Source organism: Bradyrhizobium sp. USDA 3364 (assembly GCF_054056355.1).
Genome location: NZ_JBSRYG010000002.1, coordinates 39,997 through 57,483, shown reverse-complemented (window position 1 = coordinate 57,483; position 17,487 = coordinate 39,997). Strand labels below are relative to the sequence as shown.

Annotated in this window: 19 protein-coding genes; 9 read left to right on the top strand and 10 right to left on the bottom strand. The window is 63.5% G+C overall.

The window, feature by feature from the left end; genetic code table 11:
• Positions 1–705 (top strand): ABC transporter ATP-binding protein, encoded by a 705-nt coding sequence (locus ACVILL_RS00415; RefSeq protein WP_456727323.1) that lies wholly within the window; start codon positions 1–3, stop codon positions 703–705.
• A gap of 26 nt (positions 706–731) precedes the next feature.
• Here the strand turns inward: ACVILL_RS00415 and ACVILL_RS00410 are convergent, their stop codons facing one another.
• On the bottom strand, positions 732–1,883 hold the full coding sequence (locus tag ACVILL_RS00410) for a zinc-dependent alcohol dehydrogenase (protein WP_456727322.1): 1,152 nt from the start codon (positions 1,881–1,883) through the stop codon (positions 732–734).
• A gap of 194 nt (positions 1,884–2,077) precedes the next feature.
• Here ACVILL_RS00410 and ACVILL_RS00405 point away from each other — a divergent pair, with 194 nt between their 5' ends.
• The 7 genes from ACVILL_RS00405 to ACVILL_RS00375 all read left to right on the top strand — a co-directional run bounded on the left by ACVILL_RS00405 (position 2,078) and on the right by ACVILL_RS00375 (position 8,099).
• Positions 2,078–3,085: an ABC transporter substrate-binding protein gene (locus tag ACVILL_RS00405; RefSeq protein WP_456727321.1), complete on the top strand. Its 1,008-nt coding sequence runs from the start codon at positions 2,078–2,080 to the stop codon at positions 3,083–3,085.
• Between the two features lie 37 nt (positions 3,086–3,122).
• On the top strand, positions 3,123–3,938 hold the full coding sequence (locus ACVILL_RS00400; RefSeq protein ID WP_456727320.1) for an ABC transporter permease: 816 nt from the start codon (positions 3,123–3,125) through the stop codon (positions 3,936–3,938).
• Positions 3,939–3,942: 4 nt separating this feature from the next.
• A complete protein-coding gene (locus ACVILL_RS00395; RefSeq protein ID WP_456727319.1) occupies positions 3,943–4,728 on the top strand; it encodes an ABC transporter permease in 786 nt (261 codons plus the stop codon).
• Positions 4,725–5,783 carry an ABC transporter ATP-binding protein gene (locus tag ACVILL_RS00390; RefSeq protein WP_456727318.1) on the top strand — a complete coding sequence of 353 codons (1,059 nt, stop codon included), beginning with the start codon at positions 4,725–4,727 and terminating at the stop codon, positions 5,781–5,783. The genes ACVILL_RS00395 and ACVILL_RS00390 overlap by 4 nt, the downstream gene beginning before the upstream one ends.
• A gap of 9 nt (positions 5,784–5,792) precedes the next feature.
• Complete coding sequence (locus ACVILL_RS00385) at positions 5,793–6,632, top strand: phosphodiesterase (RefSeq protein ID WP_456727317.1); 840 nt, start codon at positions 5,793–5,795, stop codon at positions 6,630–6,632.
• Positions 6,633–6,931: 299 nt separating this feature from the next.
• Positions 6,932–7,675, top strand: coding sequence for a Crp/Fnr family transcriptional regulator (locus ACVILL_RS00380; protein WP_456734130.1), 744 nt, complete (start codon positions 6,932–6,934; stop codon positions 7,673–7,675).
• Between the two features lie 106 nt (positions 7,676–7,781).
• The gene (locus tag ACVILL_RS00375) at positions 7,782–8,099 is read left to right on the top strand and encodes a hypothetical protein (protein WP_456727316.1); all 318 of its coding nucleotides are present in this window, start codon (positions 7,782–7,784) and stop codon (positions 8,097–8,099) included.
• A 72-nt stretch (positions 8,100–8,171) separates the two neighbouring features.
• Here ACVILL_RS00375 and ACVILL_RS00370 read toward each other — a convergent pair whose 3' ends face one another.
• The 7 genes from ACVILL_RS00370 to ACVILL_RS00340 form a co-directional block, all read right to left on the bottom strand.
• On the bottom strand, positions 8,172–9,266 hold the full coding sequence (locus tag ACVILL_RS00370) for an amidohydrolase family protein (protein WP_456727315.1): 1,095 nt from the start codon (positions 9,264–9,266) through the stop codon (positions 8,172–8,174).
• Positions 9,267–9,368: 102 nt separating this feature from the next.
• Positions 9,369–10,364, bottom strand: coding sequence for a Bug family tripartite tricarboxylate transporter substrate binding protein (locus ACVILL_RS00365; RefSeq protein WP_456727314.1), 996 nt, complete (start codon positions 10,362–10,364; stop codon positions 9,369–9,371).
• Positions 10,365–10,384: 20 nt separating this feature from the next.
• Positions 10,385–11,077 (bottom strand): cyclase family protein, encoded by a 693-nt coding sequence (locus ACVILL_RS00360; protein ID WP_456727313.1) that lies wholly within the window; start codon positions 11,075–11,077, stop codon positions 10,385–10,387.
• Between the two features lie 92 nt (positions 11,078–11,169).
• On the bottom strand, positions 11,170–12,465 hold the full coding sequence (locus tag ACVILL_RS00355) for a TRAP transporter large permease (RefSeq protein WP_456727312.1): 1,296 nt from the start codon (positions 12,463–12,465) through the stop codon (positions 11,170–11,172).
• 15 nt (positions 12,466–12,480) lie between these two features.
• Positions 12,481–12,993 carry a TRAP transporter small permease gene (locus ACVILL_RS00350; protein ID WP_456727311.1) on the bottom strand — a complete coding sequence of 171 codons (513 nt, stop codon included), beginning with the start codon at positions 12,991–12,993 and terminating at the stop codon, positions 12,481–12,483.
• 41 nt (positions 12,994–13,034) lie between these two features.
• Entirely contained in the window at positions 13,035–14,060 is a 1,026-nt protein-coding gene (locus ACVILL_RS00345; RefSeq protein WP_456727310.1) for a TRAP transporter substrate-binding protein, read from the bottom strand.
• 39 nt (positions 14,061–14,099) lie between these two features.
• The gene (locus ACVILL_RS00340) at positions 14,100–14,834 is read right to left on the bottom strand and encodes a GntR family transcriptional regulator (protein WP_456727309.1); all 735 of its coding nucleotides are present in this window, start codon (positions 14,832–14,834) and stop codon (positions 14,100–14,102) included.
• Positions 14,835–14,915: 81 nt separating this feature from the next.
• On the opposite strand from ACVILL_RS00340, the gene ACVILL_RS00335 reads away from it, so the two are divergent.
• A complete protein-coding gene (locus ACVILL_RS00335; protein WP_456727308.1) occupies positions 14,916–15,722 on the top strand; it encodes an SDR family NAD(P)-dependent oxidoreductase in 807 nt (268 codons plus the stop codon).
• Here the strand turns inward: ACVILL_RS00335 and ACVILL_RS00330 are convergent.
• A complete protein-coding gene (locus tag ACVILL_RS00330) occupies positions 15,719–16,426 on the bottom strand; it encodes a molybdate ABC transporter substrate-binding protein (protein ID WP_456734129.1) in 708 nt (235 codons plus the stop codon). The genes ACVILL_RS00335 and ACVILL_RS00330 overlap by 4 nt on opposite strands.
• Before the next feature lie 38 nt (positions 16,427–16,464).
• The gene (locus ACVILL_RS00325; RefSeq protein WP_456727307.1) at positions 16,465–17,439 is read right to left on the bottom strand and encodes a Bug family tripartite tricarboxylate transporter substrate binding protein; all 975 of its coding nucleotides are present in this window, start codon (positions 17,437–17,439) and stop codon (positions 16,465–16,467) included.
• Between the last annotated feature and the right edge of the window lie 48 nt (positions 17,440–17,487).

The window sequence follows — 17,487 nt, the reverse complement described above, 5'->3', positions numbered from 1 at the left end:
ATGCTGCAGATCAGCAAGCTCAACGCCTGGTATGGCGCAAGCCACGCCCTGCAGGATATCAGCCTTGAGGTGACCAAGGGCGAGATCGTCTGCCTGATCGGCCGCAACGGTGCCGGCAAGACGACGACGCTGAAATCGATCATGGGTTTGATGGGGCGGACGCGCGGCTCGGTCACCTTCAAGGGTGAGGAGCTGCTGCGCCAACCGGCGCATGTGCGCTTCGCGTTGGGCCTCGCTTATGTTCCCGAAGAGCGGCGCATTGTGCAGGGGCTATCCGTGCGGGAAAATCTGCGGCTCGGGCTGGTGGCGTCGCCGGCGAAGAAGCGGGAAGCCGAACGGATCGACGAGATCGCTGGGATATTCCCTCGGCTGGCCGAGCGCATGGACCAGGAGGCGGTCACGATGTCCGGCGGAGAGCAGCAAATGCTCGCCATCGCGCGCGCGATGATCGCAAAGCCCGACCTGATCATGCTGGATGAGCCTTCGGAAGGCATCATGCCCGTGCTGGTCGACGAGATGTTCGAGCTGTTCCGCAGCATGAAGGCGCAGGGAACGACGGTTCTGCTGGTCGAGCAGAACGTCGAGCTCGCGCTTAGTATCGCCGATCGTGCCTATGTGCTGGATCAAGGCTCCGTCGTGCACCAGGCATCGGCGCAGGCGCTGCTGGCCGACGACGAAATCAAGGAGCGATACTGTTCGGTGTGAACAGGCTCCCGGGCAAGGACGCTTGCTTATTCCGCAGCGCTCGCGATCGCGTCGGCCTTGCGATTGGTGACCACGACCTTGATCGCGTCATCCACGCGGTCCCGCGCATATCTGAGCGCGGTCGGCAGGTCGGCCAGCGGAAACGTATGCGTATGGATCTTGGTCGCATCGAACCGCTTCGCCGCTATCAATTCCATGGCGCGGTGTGTGGCGCTGCGACCTTCGCCGCGGATGCCGTAGGCGTAGATGTTGTTCCGCACGAGATGCGCGATGTCCAGCGTCGCGGCCTCGTGCGGGAAGGCGGCCAGACAGATCCTGCCGCCACGATTGGTCATGTGAATGGCCTGGTTGAGTGTCACTTCGGTGCCGGCACATTCCACGACATAGTCCGCACCGATCCCTCCTGTTAGTTGCCTCACGACCTCAACGGCGTCTTCGTCGTTGATGTTGATAGCGCGGTCGGCCCCCAGCTCCTTGCCGATTGCCAGCCGCTTGTTGCGTGTGCCCGTCAGGATGACCGGGCGTGCGCCAAGCGCCTTGGCCACCGCGACTGCGAGCAGTCCGATCGGCCCCGGGCCGATCACCACGACGCTCTCGCCGGCGACCAATCCCCCCAGTTCCGTCAAGCCGTACATCGAGGTACCGGCAGTCACCACGAGTGTTGCTTCCGCATCGCTCATGGTATCCGGGACGCGCGCCAGCGTGTTGATGTGATTGACGGCGTATTCGGCGAATCCCCCATCCGTGGTAAAGCCGTTGGCGCGGTGGCCCTTCTCGGGCTTTCCATAGTTGAGACATGACGTGTACATGCCCTGGCGGCAGCGCTTGCACTGACCGCAGCCGGCATGAATCTCGACGCTGATCCGCTCACCGACCCTGAACTCGTCCACATCAGGGCCGAGCGCGGCAACCGTGCCCATGTATTCGTGACCCGGCGTGAAGTTCTTGTTGAAGGGCAAGCCGCCCTGAATGCTCGCCGGCGACCCCGCATGGATGATTTCGAGATCGGTTGCGCAGATCGCGACCGCATCGATGCGCACTAGCACCTCGGCACGTGACGGGACGGGTGTCGGCTTTTCACGAAGGTGGAGCTGGTCGGGGTCACCAAGGACCCAGGCTTCCATCAGGTCGGGAACGGGAAGATCGGGCGATGTCTTGACGCCGGGCGGCTGGTACATAGGCGCTTCCTCTTTCGGCTGATAGCCTAGCGCGAAACGACCGATCCTCGCGAGCATCCGATCGTCGGTGTCGGGGCCGTTGCATTTGTTGCACGGCAGCAAGCGCGTCGCAAAACGTTCATACGCGGCCTATACTTGGTCGCCTCGTTGATGTTGAAATCCTCATTGCATCCTCTCCCAGACCGGAGCCTCCCATGAAGACCGTCCGCCTTGTCCTTGCGTTGCTGGCGCTGACCTTGATCGCGCCGTGGCAATCCGCCAAGGCGGCCGACGTGATCTGCTACAACTGCCCGCCGGAATGGGCAGACTGGGCCTCGATGCTGAAGGCGATCAAGGCGGACCTCAACTACGACATCCCGCACGACAACAAGAATTCCGGCCAGGCGCTGGCCCAGATCCTGGCCGAGAAGAGCAATCCGGTCGGCGATATCGGCTATTTCGGCGTGACCTTCGGCATGAAGGCCAAGGCCCAGGATGCGCTCGAACCCTACAAGCCGGCGCATTGGGATCAGGTCCCCGCCGGCCTCAAGGACCCGGACGGCTACTGGACCACGATCCACTCCGGGACGCTGGGCCTGTTCGTCAACAAGGACGCGCTCGGCGGCAAGCCGGTACCGGCCTGCTGGAAGGACCTGCTGAAGCCCGACTACAAGGGGATGGTCGGCTACCTCGACCCGTCGTCGGCGGCGGTCGGCTATGTCGGCGCGGTTGCCGTCAATCTGGCGCTCGGCGGCTCGCCCACCAATTTCGATCCGGCGATCACCTTCTTCAAGGAATTGCGCAAGAACGATCCGATCGTGCCCAAGCAGACGTCGTATGCCCGCGTCGTCTCCGGTGAGATGCCGATCCTGTTCGACTACGACTTCAACGCCTATCGCGCGAAATATTCCGAAAAGGGCAACTTCGAGTTTGTGATTCCCTGCGAAGGCTCGGTGGTGTTTCCCTATGTCGTCGGTCTCGTGAAGAACGCGCCCGACAAGGAGAAGGCCAAGAAGGTGATGGACTATCTCTTGTCCGACAAGGGGCAGGCGATCTGGACCAATGCCTATCTGCGTCCGGCCCGCCCGATCGAGCTGCCGGCTTCCGTGAAGGGCAAATTCCTCCCCGACAGCGACTATGCCCGCGCCAAGAGCGTGGACTGGGGCGAGATGGAAAACGTGCAAAAAGCCTTCGTCGACCGCTATCTCGCCGAGGTCCGCTGAGGCAATATGGTGCCCTTGCCGGGGCACCACCCTTCCGATGCCGCAAAAATCCTTCGTTTGGCTCTGCCTGCTGCCGCTTGCGGTCGTGACCACGGCGTTCTTCCTGTTGCCGATGGCGCGCCTGGTGGTCGCAGGCGCCGAAGGGCCGCACGGGCTCGCCGGATATCTCGCGATCCTGACGGAAGGCCGCTATCGCGCGACGCTGATCAACACCGTGCTGCTGGCCGCGGCAACCACGGTCGTGACGCTGATCGTGGCGACGATTGCGGGCATGTTTCTGCAGCGGCACCGCTTTCCCGGGCGGGCCGTGCTGATAGCGATGCTGACCTTTCCGTTGGCGTTTCCCGGCGTGGTGGTCGGCTTCATGATCATCCTGCTGGCGGGGCGGCAAGGACTGATCGGCGACCTGTCGAACCGGATCTTCGGCGAGAAGTTCGTGTTCGCCTATTCGATCTACGGGCTCTTCCTGGGCTATCTCTACTTCTCGATCCCGCGCGTGATCCTCACCATCATGGCGGCCGTGCAGAAGCTCGATGTCGGTCTGGAGGAAGCCGCGCGTTCGCTCGGCGCGAGCCCCTGGGCGGTGCAGCGTGACGTCGTGCTGCCGGCGCTGGCGCCGGCTTTCGTTGCGTCCGGCGCGATCGCGTTTGCGACCGCGATGGGCGCGTTCGGGACCGCCTTCACGCTGGCGACCAACATCGACGTGCTGCCGATGCTGATCTACACCGAGTTCACGCTGGCCGCGAACTTCGCGACGTCAGCGGCGCTGTCGGTGGGGCTTGGCCTGATCACCTGGCTCATCCTGGCGCTCGCCCGCACGTTCAGCGGCAGCGCGGTCGCGGCGGCCGGGTGAAAGCATGCGCGATCGCCTGATCTTCACCAGCCAGTTCATCTTCACGCTGCTCGTTGCGGCGTTCCTGGTGGTGCCTGCGGGGCTTTCGATCTCCGCCGGCGTCACCGTCAATTACTTCCGAGGCATCCAGTCCGGCGTGACCCTGCAATGGGTCGCGCAGGTCTGGGAGCTCTATGCCGGCACCATCCTGCTCTCTTTCGTGATCGCGTTCGCAACCCTTGCCGTCACGCTGCTTGCGGGTGTTCCCGCGGCCTACGCATTGCATGCGCGGGGCGGGCGGCTTGCGCGGATCGTCGAGGAGATCATCACGCTGCCGCTGGCGATCCCGGGGCTTGCGATTGCGCTGGCACTGCTGCTCGCCTATGGCAGCTTCGGCGACTTTCGCCGGTCCTGGCTGTTCATCCTGGTCGGCCACGTGATCTTCACCATGCCGTTCATGGTGCGGTCGGTGATGGCGGTGTTTGCCACCGTGGACATCAAGACGCTCGATGAAGGGGCTGCCTCGCTTGGCGCATCGCCATGGCGACGCTTCCGCGACGTCATCGTGCCGAACGCGCTGCCGGGAATTCTCGCCGGCGCCTTGATGGTGGTCACGCTGTCGCTCGGCGAATTCAACCTGACCTGGATGCTGCATACGCCGTTGACGAAGACATTGCCGATCGGGCTCGCCGACAGCTACGCCTCGATGCGGCTCGAAGTGGCTTCGGCCTACACGCTGATCTTCTTCGTGATGATCATTCCGCTGCTGGTCGCGATGCAACTCTTGGCCGACGGGGATCACAAGCGATGAGTACGGCGGGGCACGGCGCAGCGGTGCGGATCGAGGCCTGCGGCAAGACCTTTGCCGACGGCACGCGGGCGCTCGATCCGGCAACCCTCGACATCGCGCGCGGCGAGACGCTGGTGCTGCTTGGCCCGTCGGGTTGCGGCAAGACCACGATGCTGCGCATCATCGCGGGCCTCGAGCTGCCGGATGCCGGCGGCAAGGTGCTGTTCGACGGCAAGGACATGACCTCGGTCCCGATCGAGCGGCGCAATGTCGGGATGGTGTTCCAATCCTATGCCCTGTTCCCCAACATGACGGTGGCGGACAATATCGCCTACGGGCTGAAGATCCGCGGCGTTGCCAAAGACGAGCGTGCCAAGCGCGTCGCCGAACTGGTGAGTCTCACCAACATCACGGGGCTGGAAAGCCGCCGCATCGACCAGCTTTCGGGCGGCCAGCGCCAGCGCGTGGCATTGGCGCGCGCGGTCGCGATCCGGCCCGGGATCTTGCTGCTCGACGAACCCCTGACTGCCCTTGACGCCGCCTTGCGAGACCGGTTGCGCAGCGAACTCAACCGGCTGTTGCGCGCGCTCGGAATCACGACGATCTATGTCACCCATGATCAGGCGGAAGCCATGGAACTGGGCGACCGGATTGTCGTCATGCGGAAAGGCATGATCGCGCAGATCGGCACGCCGCGCGAGGTCTACTTCGCGCCGAAGGATCGCTTTGTCGCGGAATTCATTGGATCGGCGAACATCATCGAAGCCCCGATCGAGAACGGCGCCATGATGCTGCCCGGCGGGCGATTGCCGATCGAAGGTGGCGCGACGACGGCGAACGCGACCGTCATGATCCGCCCCGAAACCATTCGCGTGGTGGAGGCTGGGGCAGGTCTGCTTGCGGGCATTGTCGATTCCGTCAGCTTCATCGGCGACCGGCAGCGCATTGTCGTGGGCAGTGCGTCGAGCAAGCCGCTCAATGTCGACGCGCCGAACACAATTCAGGCCAAGGTCGGTGATCGAATAGGGCTGTCGATCGCGGCCGACGCGGTTCGTCTGCTGCCTTCCGAACCCTGAGATTGATCGATGCCGTCGAAACCCGTCCTCATCGCCCAGATATCCGACCTGCACATCAAGCCGCCGGGCGCGTTGGCCTATGGCCGGGTCGATACCGCGAAGGCGCTCGAGCGCTGTGTGGCTGCGCTCAACGCGTTCGAGCCGGCGCCCGACTTCGTCGTCATCTCAGGCGATCTCGTCGATACGCCGTCGATCGAGGAATACGACTATCTCAAGCGATTGCTCGCGCCGCTGCGCCTGCCGTTTGCCGGCGTTCCCGGCAATCACGACTCGCGCGAGTGGATGCGCGCCGCGTTTCCTGCCGCTCCCTATGTGCACGCCGCAGGCCCACTCGACCAGAAGGTCGAGGTCAACGGCCTCGATCTGCTGCTGCTTGATTCAAGCGTCGCCGGGAAGCCGCACGGCATGCTGGAAGCGTCCACGCTGCAATGGCTCGACTCGGAGCTGGCGGCGGCAGACGACCGGCCGGCGCTGCTCTTCCTGCACCATCCGCCCTTCAAGAGCGGCATCTGGCATATGGACCGGCAGGATCTCTTCAATGCCGGCGAACTGGCAGGAATCGTCAGGCGACGCCCGAGTGCGCGGCTGATCGGGTGCGGGCATGTGCACCGTGCCATGCTGACCGGCTTCGCCGGGATTCCGGTGACACTGTGCCCCGCGCCGAACCATGCGGTCGACCTGGACCTTGGGCAGCTCCGCGTACCGTCGTTCAAGGTGGAACCGCCGGCGTTTCATCTGCACGCATGGTTTCCCGGGCCGGATTTTGGACAGTTGGTCACGCACCAGGTGCCCATCGGCCAGTTTGACGGACCGCACCCGTTCTTCGGGCCGGACGGCAAGCTGTTGTGAGTTGGTGGTGGCGCTAACCTCGCGCACGGGCGGTTTTGCCAGGCGGAATTGTCATTGCTGGACTGGAAATTCCGGATCACGGACGGCTATTGCCTGCAATTGAGCGTTGCATAGACACATATTTATTCCAAATTGTAGCTTGGATGCCTTCTATCCCAATGCCGCCGGCCCGGGCCTATTGTTGCTGTAGGGCCCCGGTGGGGCTATAGTCTCGGAGCTTTCATTGATCGATGGCTCTGTCGGCGTCCGCTCTGCTGTCGGGCGGCCGATTGAACGCAACACAATCAGTCTGGATCACGATGACCGGTGCGCCGCAAATGGAACGAACTGCCGGCGCGCCGTTGTTTGCGAACAACAAGCTGTCGGTGCTGCGCAAGCATCCCTATTTCGCCGACCTCGAGCCCGAGGCGTTCGATCAGCTCTGCCGCTACGCCAAGCACATCACGCTGAAGCGCGGGACGACGATCTTTTCCAAGGGCGATCCGGGCACCAGCCTGATCGCGGTGATCTCGGGCACGGTGAAGATCAGCATCTCGTCGCCGGACGGTCGCAACGCGATTTTGAACCTGATCGAGGCAGGCGAGATCTTCGGGGAGATCGCGCTGCTCGATGGCCTGTCGCGGACCGCCGATGCCACCGCCAACACCAATTGCGAGCTGTTCGTCATCGACCGGCGCGAGTTCATTCCGTTCGTGCGCAGCCAGCCGACGCTTGCGATGAAGTTCATCGAACTGCTTTGCGAAAGATTGCGCCGGACCAGCGATCAGGTTGAGCAGGTGATCCTGCAGAACCTGCCCGGCCGCCTCGCCAGCGCGCTGCTGCGTCTGAGCGACAAGCACAAGCGCGAGCCGCAGGGACGCACCATCTCGATCACCCAGCAGGAGATCAGCGAGATGGTCGGCATGACACGCGAGAGCATCAACAAGCAGCTCCGGGCGTGGGCGATTCGCGGCTGGGTCAGGCTCGAGCACGGCGCGATCGTCGTGCTGAAGCCCGAGACGCTGCAAGAGCTGGTCGACGCCGGGGCGAACGACGGCGAGTAGCCGCCGTCCGCTTGATCCGTCCTGCATTTCACGAAACGGTGAGCCGAACAAAGGCTGTGAAACCATTCACATCGGCCTTGCGTGCTGTGCGGTAAGTGACCCCTCGGTGGATCACGTCCGCAATGTGGAGGAATCCATGCAGGGCTCTTTCGACAACCGACAGCAAGACCCCGAAAGCAACCAGGATCCAAAAAGCAACTACGAGAGCTTCAGCATCAAGTTCATCGCTTTGCCGTTGCTCGCAATCGTTGCGTTGATCGGGATGCTGGTCAGTCACCCGGCCGCGGTCAAATGGATATCGGACGCGGCGCAGGCCGAGTTCGTTGGAACTGACGCCGTCTACGCCGATCCGGTGCCCAACATCGCGCAGACGGCGCCCGCTGCCCAGCCGCGCAATGAGATGCGGACGGTGAAGGCCTACTGATTGTCGTTGCCATCGTCGCAGGTCAGGGCGCGACGACGGCAATTCACATCGTCCAACGGTCCGCCGCCATCCTCACGCGGCAACGCCGAGCAGCTTCGCTGCGGTCCGGCCGAGAATGTTGGCCTTGTCGTCGTCGCTCAGCGATGCGCAGGCGAAGATGTGATCGACCGGCGCCAGTTGCCAAGGATACGGATAGTCGCTTCCCAGCACGATCTGGCCGGCGCCGACCTGGGCGGCGAGGTGCCGGACGGCCTCAGGCGTGAAGATCAGCGAGTCGAAATAGATCTGCTTGAGATAGTCGGTCGGCGCCTTCTGGAGCTTGATCTCCGGATTGCATCCCTTGGGCCCGACCAGGCAGGGATGGTCCGAGCGATCGGCATAGGAGGGAAGGTAGCCGCCGCCATGCGCGGCGATGATCTTCAATCCCGGGAAGCGGTCGAGCGTGCCCTCGAAGATCAGGTGAGAGAGCGCGATCGTGGTCTCGAGCGGATTGCCGATCGTGTTGCCGAGCCAGCCATTGCCGGAGAGCCGCTTGCCGAGCTCGGGCACGCCCTGCGGATGGATGAACAGCGGGACGCCGAGTTCCTCGGCCTTCGCCCACACCGGGTGAAACCTGGAATCGGAGAATTCGACGCCGTCGACGACGCCGCCGATCGCCGCACCCTTCAGCCCCTGCTTCCTGACCGCGGTCTCCAGCTCCTGCACCGCAAGGTCCGGCGCCTGCAACGTCAGCGAGGCGAAGGCCGCGAACCGGTCGGGCTTCGAGGCGCAGAGTTCGGCGAGTTTTTCATTCTGGGTTTTCACGATTCGACCGGCAAGATCGCGATCGCGGTCGTACCAGAATGGATTGATCGAGAGCACCTCCATGTCGACGGCCTGCGCGTCCATTGCGGCCAGGCGCTTGTCGACCTCGACGAAAGCTTCGTCGGCGCCGTTGACCGGCGGTAGTTGATATTTTCCAGCATCGGCGCCGAGCAGGGCGCCCGCCTCGCGGAAGTGGCAATGCGAGTGAATGTCGATCGTCTTGATGCGCTTGCCGTCGACGGTGACCGGCAACTTCTGGCGCGATTGCTGCGCATTCGCGTTGTGGACCAGCCCGCAGCTGCAGAACACGATGCCCGCCGCCGCATTTGCTCCCGCTTTCAGGAAATCCCGCCTTGTGGTCATGACGATCGCCTCCCTGTCTTTTTGTTATGGACGGGCAGCGTAGGGATGCCGGTTAGCGGTCGCAAGATCACACGCTGTGCGTGTCGCGCAATGTTGATCTGCTCAGACCGGCTTGATCCCGGCCTTTGCGATGATGTCGCGCCATTTCGGAACTTCGTCCGCGATTCGCTTGCGCATGCCGTCAGGGCCGTTCGCCAGCACCTCGAAGCCGTCATTGCGCAGCTGCTCGGCGATCTTCGGCCGCTTCAGGACCTCGATCGATTTCGCCGATAGCAATTCGACGACAAAGGAGGGCGTATTCGCGGGCGCGAGAAAGCCTTGAAAGGTGTCGGAGACGAAATCCTTGTAGCCGAGCTCGATCATGGTCGGCACATCGCGCAAATCGAACCAGCGATGGGTTCCCGTGACCGCCAGGGCCTTGAGTGCGCCCGACTCGATGTGCGGACGGGCGGGCGGGAGCGCCGCAAGCGCGACCTGGGTCGTTCCGCCCAGGATCGCCTGGATCGCGGGACCTGCGCCCGAGAACGGCACATGCGTCATCTGGATCCGGCCCATGAACTTGAACAGCTCGCCGGCGAGATGCGGCGTCGTCCCGAGGCCCGGACTGGCATAGTTCAGCTCGTCCGGGTTGGCCTTGGCGCGTGCGATCAGGTCGGCGACCGAATTGATGCCGAGCTTCGGATCGACCAGGATCACGTTCGGCGACGTGCCGAGTTCGGCAATCGGCGCAAAGTCCTTGTCGGGATCGTACGGGATCTTGGCGTAGAGGCCCGGATTGACCACATAGGCGCTCGACGCGATCAGCAGGGTATAGCCGTCCGGATCGGCATGCGCCGCAAGGCCGATCCCGATATTGCCGCCGCCGCCGGGACGGTTCTCGACCACGATGGTGCCGCCGAGCGCTTCGCCAAGATGGGTGCCGAGGATGCGGGCCATGATGTCGGTCGGTCCACCCGGCGCGAACGGCACGATGATCTTGACCGGGCGTTCCGGATAGCTTGCGGCCTTGGCCTCGCCAGCGAGGCCAGCGATCACGAGCGCGCCACTGGCCTTCAGGATGGAGCGACGCGAGGTAGGAGCCGACCTGCTGCCTGTCATCGGATATCCCCTCATCCGCATCACGCTTCGAGATCGAACACTGCCACCGCGCGGATCGGCGAGGCGGTTCCGTCGCGCCATTTCATCGGCAGGCCGATGAAGGTGAACGGCCCCTGGCCGAGCAGGGCTTCGAGATTGCACAGGCTTTCGATGTGGGTGATATCCAGATCGAGGCAGACCTTGTGAACCAGCAGGTTCTCGTCGCTGTCGGGGCCCGGCCGCATCGAGTCGATGCCGAAATGAACGATGCCTTGCTTCGCCAGCCATTCGGTGGCCGCGACATTCACGCCGGAATTGTCGGTCGAGTATTCCTTGCGCGGAAACGTCCGTGCGTGATGGCCGGTGCAGAGCAGCACGGTGCCGCCCTTCGGGATCGGCCGTCCGGCCGCCTTCACGGCCGTATCGAGGTCGGACGGCGTGATCTCGGCACGCGGTGCAATATGGCGCAGGTCGAGGCAGATGCCCGGCACGATGCACTTCTCCAGCGGATATTCGTTGATCGGGATGCCGCTCGGGCCGAAATGCCGGGGCGCATCGATGTGGGTTCCGCCGTGGTCGGGCATCGAGATGAACATCGATGCCAGCCCGTAGACGTTTCTCGACTCCGCCAGGGCTTCCTCGTGGTTCTTCCACATCCCGTGCATGATCGGCGGATGGCCGGGATAGCTCGGCGTGCGGTGATAGAGCTCTCGGCTCAGGTCGATGATCCTCACGACGGTGCCCTTTCTTGACGGAGCCGGCGCAGACGCGCTTCTGCCTGTCATGCTGACGCGTTTGCCGCGCCTGCGCAAGATGACGCTCGCCTTCAGTGCAGAACCTGAAGTTGCCGCGGCAGCCACAGCGAGATCTCCGGGACATAAGTCACGCACAGCAGGACAAAGAACATCACCGCGTAGAATGGCCAGATCTTGCGCATGACCTGCTCGATCGTGACCTTGCCGACCGCGCAGCCGACGAACAGGATCGCGCCGACCGGTGGGTGGCACAGGCCGATGCCGAGATTGAGCAGCATGATCATGCCGAAATGCACCGGATCAACACCGAAGTTTTTCATGACCGGCAACAGGATCGGCGTTGCGATCAGGATCGACGGTGCCATGTCGACAAGCGTGCCGAGCACCAGCAGCAGGACGTTGATCAGGAGCAGGATGACGTACTTGTTGTCGGAGATCGACAGGAAGAAGGCGGTCATCTTGGCCGGCATCTGCGTCAGCGCCATGATGTAGCCGACGCTGGAGGCGCAGGCGATCAGCGTCATCACCATGGCGACGGTGCGCAGCGTGCGATGCAGCAGCACCGGCAGGTCGCGCCAACGATAGTCGCGGTAGATGAACATGGTGACGAAGAAGGCCCAGATGCAGGCGATGGCGCCGGCCTCGATCGCGGTGAAGATGCCGCAGAGAATGCCGCCAAGGATGATGACGAGGGTGATGAGACCCCAGGAGGCATCGATGGCGATCCGGATCGCATCTTTGGCCGGCACGGTCTGGCCATGCGGGTGCTTTTCGCGGTAGGCGATGGCCAGGCACAGAATGATCAGTGAGAAGCCGAGCAGCAGCCCCGGAAACACGCCGGCCATGAAGAGGGCGCTGATCGAGATCGTTCCGCCCGTCGCCAGCGAGTAGAGCACCGCATTGTGGCTCGGCGGGACCAGCAGGGCCTGAACCGACGAGGTGATTGTCAGGTTCGTCGCAAACACGCGCGGATAGCCGTTTTGCTCCATCTGCGGGATCATCACCGAACCGATCGCGGACGTATCGGCAACGGCCGATCCCGAAATGCCGCTCAGGAATGTCGTGGCAAGCACGTTGACGATGGAAAGGCCGCCGCGCAGGCGGGTCAGTCCAACCAGCACGTCAGCAAACGCAACCAGGCGCCGGGCCATGCCGCCCTCTGCCATGATGGCGCCGGCCAGCACGAAGAACGGGATCGTCAGCATCGCAACCTTGCTGACGCCGTCGGAAATCTTCAGCATTACCGCTTCCAGCGGAATGCCGATCCACAAGGCGCCGACGATGGCCGCCATCGCCAGCGAGTAGGCGATCGGCATGCCGATCAGGAAACAGAACAGCATGGTCGCGAGCAGGATGGAGATGTCCATGATGGCTTCTCGCGGTCAGTCGATCGATACTTCGCGATGCGATCCGATCGGATCGGGTGGCGCACCGAGAAAAATCCGTTCGATGATGAACAGGAGCAGACAGGCGCCGCCGATCGGAATCGGAAGATAGGTGACGCCGACCGAGAGGGACGGGAAGTCGGCGATCGTATTGTACCAGGTCACCTCGACGAGCCGATAACCCCAGATCATCATGAACAGCGCGATCAACCCCATCAGCAGCTGGACGACGAGGTCGGCAAGGCTGCGGAGTGGGTCCGGCAGCTTGCCGGCGAAATAGCCGACGTTCATATGCAGGTTGAGCCGATACCCGGCGGCCGCGCCGATGAACGTCACGACGATGGTGAGCAGCACCGCGAGCGGTTCGGGCCAGGATGCGGCGCTGTTGAGCACATAGCGCGTGAACACCGCCCAGGGGATAACAGCTGAAATCAGGATCAGCGCAACAGAGCCCGTGATGACGCAAGCAAGATACAGATAGTCCATCGCGCGGCGATAGGATCCGGCCATGTCATGTCCTGTGGTATGTCGATTTCCTGTGCGATGTCGTGTCAGGCAGACTGGATGCGCCCGATCATGTCCTGGTATTTCGGGCCGTACTTGTCCCATACCGGCTTGACCGCGTTCTGGAACGGCGCCTTGTCGGCAATCTCGATGATCTCGCACCCGGCGGCCTTCGCCTTGTCCATCGCCTGCTGCTCGTAGATGTTCCAGAGCCCGCGCTCTTCCATCTGCGCCTCGCGGGCAAGCTTCCTGATTAGTGCCTGGTCATCGGCCGTCAGTGCGGACCAGGCCCGTTTCGCGAACACCAGCAGTTCGGGAACGATCAGGTGCTCGGTGAGCGAGAAGTGCTTCGCTGCGGTGTAGTGATTGCTGAAGACGTAGCTCGGGGGATTGTTCTCGGCGCCGTCGATGACGCCGGTCTGCAGCGCGCTGAACACCTGGTCGTAACCCATCGCGACGCCGTTGCCGCCGAGCGCGTTCATCATGTCGATGAAGATCGGATTGCCGATCACGCGGAACTTGAGGCCCTTGATGTCGGCGATGGTCTTGATCGCGTGCTTGGTGTTGTAGAGGCTGCGCGCTCCGGAATTCATCCAGCACAGCGCGACCAGCCCCGCATTCGGGCTTGCGGTGATCTTGTCCAGCAGCTCCTGGCCGATCGGGCCGTCCATCATCCGCTCGGCATGCGCCATGTTCTTGAACAGGAAGGGCATGTTGACGACGTTGATGTCGTCGACGATGGGACCGATCGAGCCGGCGCTGACGCGCAGCATCTGGATCGCACCGATCTGGGTCTGCTCGATGGTTTCCTTCTCGCCGCCGAGCTGCATCGACGGGAACATCTGCACCGATAGCCGTCCGTTGGTCGTCGCCGCCAGCTTCTTGCCGAGGTTCTCCGTCGCCACCACGGTCGGGTAGCCCGGCGGCTGGACGTCGGATGCCTTGAAGACGGCCTTGGTCTGGGCGACCACCGGCGATGTTGCAGCGGCCGCGCCAAGGCCGGCACCCATCCACATGACGTCGCGACGGCTGAGCCGCGCAACGCGGTGCTGTGATCGGCGTGCATGATTCATGTCGTTTCCTTCCTGCAGTTTTTTGCCCGGATCGCTCGACTAGTTCAGCTGGTCGAAGAACTCCGGATTGTCGTGTTTGGTGGTGCCGATGTCGGCGAGCAGCCGTTCCAGATGCCTGACCATTGCAGTCGCCGCGGATGATGCATCGCGCGCCTCGATCGCCGTCATCACGGCCTCGTGCTCGGCGATCACCTCGGCCATTCGCCCGCGCTGCGGCAGCGTGAGGCGCCGGAAACGATCGATGTGAACCTTGACCTGCAAGATCAGCTTCCAGATGCCTGGGTATCCTGCGATGTCGGCGATTGCGGCATGAAAGGCCTCGTCGGCCTGATGGAACGCCTCGCGGTCTCCGGCCGCATCGGCCTCACGCTGGCGCGCGAGGATGGAATGCAGGCCGAGGAGCTGGCTCTTGCTCGCGCGCTCGGTGGCCATGCGGGTCGTGGTTTCCTCCAGCGACCTGCGGACGATGATCGCCTCGGGGAGCGCTGCGAGCGGGATGCGCGACACGAAGATGCCGGATTGCGGGAAGATTTCGACCAGGCCCTCATCCGACAGGCGGAGGATGGCTTCGCGCACGGGCGTCCGGCTCACGCCGTGGGACAACGCGATCTCCGCTTCGAGGATCGGATCGCCCGGCTTGCGCTGCAGCGACACCAGTTCGGCGCGCAGGTCGGCGTAGATCCGCGCGGCGGCAGTCGCAGCACGGGGGCGGCCGCCTCGCCTGTGACCGGCGGGGTTGCGGAGCTCCGACTTTTTCGGCAAGCGGGCGGGCATTTCTGCTCCCAAAAGTGATATATTAGTATATGAAGTCATCATGGAAGGCAAACGAGCATCGCGCGCATCCCGGGAGGTCACATGACCGACTACCGCAAGTTATTCGATCTCACCGGCAAGACTGCCGTCGTGCTGGGAGCGGCGTCAGGGATCGGCAAAGCGGCGGCCGAAGCGTTGGCCTCGCTCGGGGCGCGCGTGCTGTGCGCCGATCGAACCCAGGAAGGCGCGGACGCAACCGCGGCTGCTATCCGGCGGCAGGGCGGATCGGCAACGGCCGTCGGCTGCGATGCCGCTGACCGCGCTGATGTCGGGGCGCTCGCCGCGAACGCGCTGGCGGAATTTCAACGCGTCGATATCGCGGTGACGACGCCGGGGCTGAACATCCGCAAGACCATCCTCGATTACACCGAGGAGGATCTCGACCGCGTCATCAACCTCAATATCAAGGGCACGGTCTGGTTCTTCCAGGCGTTCGGCCGCCTCATGGTCGAGCAGCAGGGCGGCAGCCTGATCGCCTGCTCGTCGGTGCGCGCGGTGACCATCGAGCCCGGCCTTGCGGTCTATGGCTCGACCAAGGCTGCGATCGGACTGCTGGTGAAGGGCTTCGCGTCCGAAGTCGGGCGATCCGGCGTTCGGGTCAATGCGATCGCGCCGAGTATCGCGGAAACCGCGCTGACCGGCCCGTTCAAGCAGCGGCCGGATATCTACAATCTCTATGCCGGCCACACCGTGTTCAATCGCTGGAGCAGTGCCGACGAGGTTGCCACCGCGGTCGCTTACCTTGCATCTGATGCGGCGAGCTATGTCAGCGGCAGCACGCTGTTCGTCGATGGCGGCTGGACTGCGGTCGATGGACCGCCGACGGGTCTCACACAGTTGGCGCGCTAGGTTGCATCGGAAACGAAGCCGGCCTGGCTGCGTGGCCCGGATGTCTCGGGCGATGTCAGCAGCGCGATCAAGCGTTGCGCCTGCGACGCCGACGATGCCTGCGTCGGGATGGCAGCCGTATACATGGTTGCGAGCCCGCATTCCGGCGGTAGCGTGCCGGACAGCACAACGCCCCCGGTGCTGATGATTTCGGTCGATTGCGTGCAACCGATCGGTCGCCGGTCTCTGGACTCGGCCAAATGCCGCATGGCAGTCGCGCCGTTCGGAAAAATTCTCAGGCGGTCGGCGACGACATCGGCAATGTCGAGCTGTGCTAGCACCCTGGCGACGTGAATTCCGGCCGTCGACGCCTTGGTATCGGGCACGAAGATCGCATCGGCAGCGAGCAGCACCGCGCGCAGGCCGGCACCATCTTCGGCGCGCGCCAGCGGATCGCCGGCCCGAACCGCAAGCGCCGTTTCAACGCGGCCGATGTCGGTGATCGAGCTGCGCACAACCAGTCCTTCGTCGGCCAGCTTCGCGATCAGGGCGGCGGTCAGGATGATGATGTCGGTCGGCACGCCGGCGCGCAATTTGTCGGCCATGGCGCCGACCGCGCCAAAATCCCCGGCAATGCCGAAGCCGGTTTCGGCTTCAAACGCAGGCGCAAGGCTGCGCACGAGGCCCTGCGCCGCGCCACCGCTCAAGATTTTCAACGTCTTCATCGGCACTGTTCCACAGCAACGGTCTTGCCGTTCCGCATCTATTGGGCCTTGTCCAGTCGCTTGACGACGTCTGCCCACTTCACGATATCGGCGCGCAGGAACTTGTCGAATTCGTCCGGCGTCATTGTCATCGGCGCCGCGCCCTGTGCGGCCCAGAGCTTCTCGACGTCAGGCCGCTTGATCGCGGCGTTCACGGCTGTGTTGAGCTTGTCGATGATCGGCTTCGGTGTCCCCGCTGGCGCCATCAGGCCGAGCCAGATCGTCGCCTCATAACCGGAAACGCCGGCCTCGGTCACCGTCGGAATATTGGGCAGTACGCTCGAACGGGTCTTGCCGGTCGTTGCGAGCGCGCGTACCTGGTTCTCGGCAACATTCGGCGCCATCGCCGGAACCGCATCGATCATCATCTGGACCTGACCGCCGATGACGCCGCTGCGGGCTTCGCCGCTGTTGCGGTAGGGCACGTGCACGACGTCGATCCCGGCCATCGCCTTGAACAATTCGCCGGCCATGTGATACGGCGTGCCCTGACCTGACGAAGCATAGTTCAGCTTTCCGGGCTGCGCCTTTGCCAGTGCAATGAATTCCTGCAGGGTCTTTGCCGCCACGCTGGGGTGGACCACGATCACCAGATCGGAAGAGTTGAGGGATGCGATCGGCGTCAGGTCGTGCATCAGCTCGTATTTGCGCTGCGGCACCAGCGATTCATTCGCGGTCTGGGTGTTCGACATCATCAGAAGGGTGTAGCCGTCGGCCGGTGCCTTGGCGACCTCGAAGGTGCCGATCACGCCGCCGGCGCCGGTGCGGTTCTCGACCACGAAGGGCTGGCCGAGGCCTTCCTGCAGGATGCTGCCGATCTGCCGCGCAACGACGTCGGCCGGACCGCCGGGGCCAAAGGGAACGATGATTCTGACCGGCCGCGCGGGGTAATCCTCGGCGCCTGCATGCGAGCCTGGCACCGACACGGTGAGCAGCGCCGCGATAAACACCAAGGCGTATCGAAAGCACGCCATTGATTGTTTCCCCCAACTTTAGTCTTGTTTCTTGACCATAAGTCTAGC

Excerpts from the sequence above, each read along its gene's own strand:
- ACVILL_RS00415 (WP_456727323.1), top strand. The coding sequence starts at position 1 with ATGCTGCAGATCAGCAAGCTCAACGCCTGGTATGGCGCAAGCCACGCC.
- ACVILL_RS00410 (WP_456727322.1), bottom strand. The coding sequence starts at position 1,883 with ATGTACCAGCCGCCCGGCGTCAAGACATCGCCCGATCTTCCCGTTCCC.
- ACVILL_RS00405 (WP_456727321.1), top strand. The coding sequence starts at position 2,078 with ATGAAGACCGTCCGCCTTGTCCTTGCGTTGCTGGCGCTGACCTTGATC.
- ACVILL_RS00400 (WP_456727320.1), top strand. The coding sequence starts at position 3,123 with ATGCCGCAAAAATCCTTCGTTTGGCTCTGCCTGCTGCCGCTTGCGGTC.
- ACVILL_RS00395 (WP_456727319.1), top strand. The coding sequence starts at position 3,943 with ATGCGCGATCGCCTGATCTTCACCAGCCAGTTCATCTTCACGCTGCTC.
- ACVILL_RS00390 (WP_456727318.1), top strand. The coding sequence starts at position 4,725 with ATGAGTACGGCGGGGCACGGCGCAGCGGTGCGGATCGAGGCCTGCGGC.
- ACVILL_RS00385 (WP_456727317.1), top strand. The coding sequence starts at position 5,793 with ATGCCGTCGAAACCCGTCCTCATCGCCCAGATATCCGACCTGCACATC.
- ACVILL_RS00380 (WP_456734130.1), top strand. The coding sequence starts at position 6,932 with ATGACCGGTGCGCCGCAAATGGAACGAACTGCCGGCGCGCCGTTGTTT.
- ACVILL_RS00370 (WP_456727315.1), bottom strand. The coding sequence starts at position 9,266 with ATGACCACAAGGCGGGATTTCCTGAAAGCGGGAGCAAATGCGGCGGCG.
- ACVILL_RS00365 (WP_456727314.1), bottom strand. The coding sequence starts at position 10,364 with ATGACAGGCAGCAGGTCGGCTCCTACCTCGCGTCGCTCCATCCTGAAG.
- ACVILL_RS00355 (WP_456727312.1), bottom strand. The coding sequence starts at position 12,465 with ATGGACATCTCCATCCTGCTCGCGACCATGCTGTTCTGTTTCCTGATC.
- ACVILL_RS00350 (WP_456727311.1), bottom strand. The coding sequence starts at position 12,993 with ATGGCCGGATCCTATCGCCGCGCGATGGACTATCTGTATCTTGCTTGC.
- ACVILL_RS00345 (WP_456727310.1), bottom strand. The coding sequence starts at position 14,060 with ATGAATCATGCACGCCGATCACAGCACCGCGTTGCGCGGCTCAGCCGT.
- ACVILL_RS00340 (WP_456727309.1), bottom strand. The coding sequence starts at position 14,834 with ATGCCCGCCCGCTTGCCGAAAAAGTCGGAGCTCCGCAACCCCGCCGGT.
- ACVILL_RS00335 (WP_456727308.1), top strand. The coding sequence starts at position 14,916 with ATGACCGACTACCGCAAGTTATTCGATCTCACCGGCAAGACTGCCGTC.
- ACVILL_RS00330 (WP_456734129.1), bottom strand. The coding sequence starts at position 16,426 with ATGAAGACGTTGAAAATCTTGAGCGGTGGCGCGGCGCAGGGCCTCGTG.
- ACVILL_RS00325 (WP_456727307.1), bottom strand. The coding sequence starts at position 17,439 with ATGGCGTGCTTTCGATACGCCTTGGTGTTTATCGCGGCGCTGCTCACC.